The following is a 5,174-nucleotide window of genomic DNA, read 5'->3' on the forward strand; positions in this document are numbered from 1 at the left end:
CCGCTTCGGCAAATTCGTAGTAAACGTTGTTTACCGCGTCGATTTGCAGCGGCGCGCCGTCGGCGTTGAGGGTATGGGTGGCGAGGGCGCCGCCGGCGGGGTTTTTCAGGGTAAGGGTGATGCGGGCCATGTCGGAACTCCTGTTTATGTATTTGTTTTTCCGGCCTTTCCTGACGGCGAAGCAACCGGTAACGCGATGGTAATATTGTGCCACGAAGCCGTGTTTTTTGGGCAGTCGCGGCGAGGGGTAGAGGTTTTTTGCGCTTTGCTTTCCCTATCGCGCTGACGTATTGATAAAGCCGCCAAGCGGCGTGGTTACGGGATTTTGTCGCTGCGCGGATTTGTTTGCCGGCCTATTCTCAATCCCCCTTCCGCCCTTCGGGCACCTTCCCCCGCAAGCGGGGGAAGGGGATGAAGCACCGCTGTCGCTGTTACAGGATGCTCACCGCCGCCAGCACTTCTTCCTGCGTCAGCGCGTGGCCGTCGTGCGCGTTCACCGTGATGCTGTTGTGGTAGCTATGGTTTTCGCTGTCGTGCAGGGTGTAGCTGAGGAGGCGGCTGTCGGCGTCGTATTGCAGGTCGCTGATGGTTTCGCCTTTGCCTGCGACGAGGCGGATGCGGTCTTCCCCGCTGTTGAGGTCGAGGATTTGGTTCAGCGCCGGGCTGTCCCCGTCTTTTGGCTGGGTGATAAAGATGAACTGATCCGCACCTTCGCCGCCTTTGAGGGTGTTCGCGCCGCCGACCGCGACGAGGTTGTCGTTGCCGTCCGTGCCGGTGAGGGTGTGCGGGGTTTCGCTGGCGTCAAAGGTGAAGGCGTCACTGCTGCGTTCGCCGAGGCGGTCAAGGATTTCTGCGCTGCTCTTGTCCGCCAGTTCGGCGTGATCGGCGGCGTTGAGGGGCGCGCTGAGGTGGATGGGGGCATCGCTATCGCCCAGGGTCTGCGCGGCGTTGTTTGCGGCGCCGTCGTGCTGCGCATGGTCAGCGGCGGTATGGGTGTCGCCGCTTTCCGCGTGGCTTGCCGCTGCGCCGTGGCTGTCGCTGTGGTTATGGTTGTCTGCGCTGTCGGCGTCGTGTTTGTGCAGGGCATCAGCCGCCTCGGCGGCGCTGTGGATGTCCACAGGTTCAGGCGGTACGCTGTTGCCGCTGGGCGGGTAGTTCGGGTCGTCTTCGACGTGCAGGGTGAAGGTTTTGCGCATGGTCATGCCGCCGCTGTTGCTGACGGTCACGCTGACGGCAACGGTTTGTTCCTGGTCGTAGTTGATTTTCTGCCCGGCTTTGAGTTTGAGGGTGCCGTCCACGATTTCAAAACGCGGGTCGCTGACGTGGTAGGTGTAGTCTTTGCCAACGCTGCGGTCACGCAGGGTGAGTTTGCCGACGCTGGCGCCATCCTGTCCTTCCAGCAGTTTGTTGGCAGAGAGGGTGAGGTCGTAGTAGTCGAAGCCGGGCATCCCTTTCGGCGCGCGGATGTAGGCGGTGAAGGTTTTGCTGACACTCGCCCCCATCTGGTCAGTCGCGGTGACGGTGAGGGTGACGCTGTTCACTTTGTCGTAGTCGAGGCTTTGCCCTTTTTTCAGGCGCAGCATGTCGCCGTTGATTTCGAAACGGTCGTCATTGACGGTGTAGGTGAAGCGGTCACCCTTGTCCGCGTCAATGGCTTTGAGGGTGCCGACTTCGGCCTGGTCTTCGTTGCCGTAGATGACGAGTGGATCGAGGGTGATGTCGGTCGGCGCGTGGTTTTCGTAGCCGACTTTCATGTCGGTCGAAGCGGTCGCGGTTTCTTCCTGCCCGGCGGTGTCGGTGTAGGCGATTTTGACGGTGATGACTTTGCCTTTTTCCGCCTCGGTCAGGGTGTAGGTGGATTCGTGCGCCCCTTCAATTTCCACGCCATCGGCATACCAGCGGTAGCTGGTCACGGATTTGGCCGGCACTTTAATGCTGATGTGGCGGTACAGTTCGCCGTAGTCACCGTCATAGACTTCGGCTGTGAGGGTTTGTCCCGGCTGGGCAATCCCCTTGATGTACACGGCGCTCTTGAAGTGATTGGTGCCGATGGTGTTGCCGCTGGTGTGGCGGTCGATGACGTTGCCGCCGTAGAGGTCGTTATCGCTCACGGTAACGCCGGTGGTCGGATGCACGGCCCCGTTGCGCAGTTCTATGCCGTACTGGTGGTGATAGGGGTACTTTTCGGGCATGTCGTGTTTTTGACGCACGGTGTTGTGGCGGATGGTGCCGCCTTCGACGCCGACGTAGAGGATGCCAACGTGGTTATCCTCGACGATGTTGTTTTCGAAGGTGACGTTTTTCACCGAGGTAGTGCCGCCGTGCATGTGGTTCGAGGCAACGATACCGTAGCGGTTGCCGCTGAAGGTGTTGCCGCGCAATTCCACGTCGCTGACTTGCTCGTTTTTGTTCGGCTCGATGTCGATGCCGGCGCGCGGATCGGTGCCGTCGGTGTCCTTGAAGATGGAATTGAGGACTTTGATGCCCTTGCCGTGGGTAATGGAGATGCCCTGGCGGCGGTTGTGATCGGCGTTCACCTGATAGAAGGTGATGTTTTGGGTCTCGATGTCGCTGCCGCCGCGCTTGCCGACGTAGAAGCCGTCACCCCAGTTTTCTTTTGAGGTGACTTTCTCGATGACGACGTTGGTGGAATTGGTGATGCGCACACCGTGACCCCATTCGCCGTATTCGCCAGTGTGGATGCTACGGTCGCCTACTACCGTACCGCCGTACATATGGGCGTTGTTGGCGTCTTTGATGGTGATGACGGAGGCAAACTGCGAGTCGTTCGGCAGCGATTTGAGCACAGTGCCGTCAGCCATACGCAGGATGACATTACTCTTCAGGACGAGGCCGCTGGTTTCGTAGGACGAGGTTTCCTGGCGCATGGCATCAATCAGATAGGTGCCGTTCGGGATATCGACGATACCGCCGCCTTTTTCCGCGACCGCATCAATGGCTTTCTGGATGGCAGCCGTGTCATCCGTTTGCCCGTCGCCCTTGGCGCCATATTCCGCATCTTTGACGTTGGCAATAAAGTCGGTGGTCGGCTTCGGTACATATTCGCCGACTTTGCCAGACGGCGGCGGCATGGGGATGTCCGTCCCGTCACTGGTCGGGTTTTCATCATGCCCGGCATTGTCCTGATAGGTGGCGCGCACGGTGATTTTGTGTCCGGCGTCGTCTTGGGTCAGGGTGTAGGTCTTGCCGTTCGCCTGATCAATAGGCTGACCATCGCGTAGCCATTGGTATTGCACTTTGTCAGCAGCGAAGTCATCGCCGTCGCTTACAGTCGCAGTAAGAGTACTGCCCACTTTCGCTTCGCCACTAATGGCAACGCTGCCCGGTTGATTTGGCGGCGGCGCGGGAATATCGGTCACCTCACTCGTCGGGTTTTCATCATGCCCGGCGTTGTCTTTATAGGTCGCCTGCACGGTGATTTTGTGTCCGGCGTCGTCTTGGGTCAGGGTGTAGGTCTTGCCGTTGGCGCTATCAATGGGATTGCCGTCGCGCAGCCATTGGTAGGTCACGCCAGTATCCGGTACGCCATCGGCATCGCTGATGTTGGCGGTGAGTTCGCTGCCGACTTTGCCTTCGCCCGTGATGCTTACCGTGCCTTCGTTGTTGGGCTGCGGCTGCGGCGGGGTTGGGTTGTTTTCCACCTCCAGCGCGGCGCTGGTCGGTTTTTCTGTCGTGCCCTTGTTGTCGGTGTATTCGACATGCACGCTGATTTTATGCCCGGCATCGTCCGGGGTCAGGGTGTAGGTCTTGCCATTGGCCTGGGCGATCGGTTGCCCGTCGCGTTGCCATTGGTAGGTCACGCCGCTATCCGGCACGCCATCGGCATCGCTGATGGTGGCGGTGAGTTCACTGCCGACTTTGCCTTCGCCCGTGATGCTCACCGTGCCTTCGTTATTCGGCTGCGGCTGCGGCGGGGTTGGGTTGTTTTCCACCTCCAGCGCGGCGCTGGTCGGTTTTTCTGCCGTGCCCTTGTTATCGGTGTATTCGACATGCACGGTGATTTTGTGTCCGGCGTCGTCTTGGGTCAGGGTGTAGGTCTTGCCGTTCGCCTGGGCGATCGGTTGCCCGTCGCGCTGCCATTGGTAGGTCACGCCGCTATCCGGCACACCGTCTGCGTCGCTGATGCTGGCGGTGAGTTCGCTGCCGACTTTCGCTTCACCCGTGATGGTGACGGTACCTTCGTTATTCGGCTGTGGCTGCGGCGGGGTGCTTTCCACATCCAGCGCGGCGCTGGTCGGTTTTTCTGCCGTGCCCTTGTTGTCGGTGTATTCGACGTGCACGCTGATTTTGTGTCCAGCGTCGTCGCTGGTGAGGGTGTAGGTCTTGCCGTTCGCTTGGTCGATCGGTTGGCCGTCGCGCTGCCATTGGTAGGTCACGCCCGTATCCGGTACGCCATCGGCATCGCTGATGTTGGCGGTGAGTTCGCTGCCTACCTTGCCTTCGCCGCTGATGGTAATCACGCCTTCGCTATTCGGCGTCGGCGGGGTCGGCGTGTTTTCCACATCCAGCGCCGCGCTCAGCGGGGTTTCGTCATGCCCGGCGTTGTCTTTGTACACCGCGCGCACGGTAATTTTGTGCCCGGCGTCATCTTGGGTCAGCGTGTAGCTGCTGCTGGTTTCGCCGCTGATAGCGACGCCGTCGCGCAGCCATTGGTAGGTAACGCCGCTGGTCGGCACGCCGTCGCTGTCGCTGATGGCGGCGGTGAGTTCGCTGCCTACCTTCGCTTCACCGCTGATGGTGATTTGCCCTTCGCTATTCGGTGTCGGCGGGGTCGGGGTATCGTCCGTCACTGCGGCGGTGGCGTCGCTAGTCGGATTTTCCGCCGTGCCTTTGTCGTCAGTGTAGGACGCACGCACGGTGATGGTTTTGCCCTTCTCGGCAGCGGTCAGGGTGTAGTTCGCGCCTTCGCCGATTTTCACGCCGTCGGCGTACCAGTTGTAGGTGATCTCCGCCTGGGCGGTGCCATCAGCGTCGGTCACGGTGGCGGTGAGGGTTGAGCCCACTTTGGCTTCGCCGCTGATGGTTACGGTGCCTTCGTGGTTCGGTTGCGGCGGGGTGTTTTCCACATCCAGCGGCGCGCTGAGCGGGGTTTCGTCATGCCCGGCGTTGTCCTTGTAGGTGGCGCGCACGGTGATTTTGTGCCCGGCGTCGTC

At 60.5% G+C, this 5,174-nt stretch carries 1 protein-coding gene; it reads right to left on the reverse strand.

The window, feature by feature from the left end; genetic code table 11:
• Window positions 1-431: 431 nt before the first annotated feature.
• Window positions 432-5,150: a glycosyl hydrolase family 28-related protein gene (locus Q0562_RS00210; RefSeq protein WP_298639590.1), complete on the reverse strand. Its 4,719-nt coding sequence runs from the start codon at window positions 5,148-5,150 to the stop codon at window positions 432-434.
• Between the last annotated feature and the right edge of the window lie 24 nt (window positions 5,151-5,174).

Source organism: uncultured Cardiobacterium sp., assembly GCF_938028825.1.
Taxonomy (GTDB): domain Bacteria; phylum Pseudomonadota; class Gammaproteobacteria; order Cardiobacteriales; family Cardiobacteriaceae; genus Cardiobacterium.